The sequence below is a fragment of the Yersinia sp. 1252 StPb PI genome, assembly GCF_048593885.1.
Taxonomy (GTDB): Bacteria; Pseudomonadota; Gammaproteobacteria; order Enterobacterales; family Enterobacteriaceae; genus Yersinia; species Yersinia enterocolitica_E.
The window spans coordinates 1-424 of the sequence record NZ_JAZGQE010000502.1 but is presented as its reverse complement, the minus strand read 5'-3'; the positions used below and the strand labels follow the sequence as shown (position 1 = coordinate 424).

Here is a 424-nt window from a genome sequence, read left to right as displayed (position 1 = left end):
AATATAAAAAATCTATCTTTTCAAGCCTTTTTACGGCTTGGTTAAAATCGGGGAAAGGAATTTTAACTCTATTAAAAGCTGAAAAACTGTCTAATTTCCCTCGAGCCTTGAACAAAGTAATCAGAATTTTAAATTCTATATTGTTAACATTACTCACTATGCATCCCCCATCGCTCTTGTAAATAACGTTAATCTAGTACTTTCATTACGATATCTGTTCCACCAGAATATTGGGAAAACACTGTTTGGAATGTTTCCATCAGCTCTATAATACAAAGCTTCAGCAAATCCATATCCTAAGCTTGGAAGTGATCTATCATTATATTTTTTAGAAAGAATTTCTTCAAGTCTTAGCATTTTATCAATGTATTCTTTTCTTATGTCTTCTGGATAATAATCTGTTATTCCCTTAGACATAGTTATT

Annotated in this window: 1 protein-coding gene; it reads right to left on the bottom strand. The window is 30.9% G+C overall.

Annotated features, from left to right (window positions below; genetic code table 11):
- Nucleotides 1–156 precede the first annotated feature (156 nt).
- Nucleotides 157–424: phosphoribosyltransferase-like protein (locus V2A85_RS24505; RefSeq protein WP_420072667.1), on the bottom strand; the 268-nt coding region annotated here is incomplete at its 5' end.